Origin of the sequence: Commensalibacter sp. W6292M3 (genome assembly GCF_016101315.1) — a bacterium.
In the GTDB taxonomy this organism is placed as follows: Bacteria; Pseudomonadota; Alphaproteobacteria; order Acetobacterales; family Acetobacteraceae; genus Commensalibacter; species Commensalibacter melissae.
On sequence record NZ_JACFQT010000014.1, the window covers coordinates 1 to 351 of the forward strand.

General features: G+C 40.2%; 1 protein-coding gene. It reads left to right on the plus strand.

Features of this window, described 5'->3' with window-relative positions:
* The coding region (locus H3T57_RS09055; RefSeq protein ID WP_198194185.1) for a hypothetical protein at positions 1–351 on the plus strand (351 nt) is incomplete at both ends.

Consider the following 351-nt stretch of genomic DNA (forward strand, 5'->3'; position numbering starts at 1 on the left):
CCCATGACCTGAATGAAGGCAAGAAAATAACCATCCAGAGCAAAATCAATGGTGTGGTATACAATGCAATCGTCCTTCGAGAAAACGGAACCGTAAACGCGTCAAACTTCATTGGTGAAAATGGAAATATCAAAAGAATCATTGCTAGTGAACTAAGACCGTTGAGTGGAGGGAAGATCGATAACTACAGTGAGCTGTACCAGAAAGGAAAGAATATTGTTATTGATGCGACCGGTATTCCATATGTAAATGATGTTCTCAACATGCCATCGGTAATCTGGCAGTTTAATGAAAACAATACCATGAGCATATTCGCGACCCATGACCTGAATGAAGGCAAGAAAATAACCA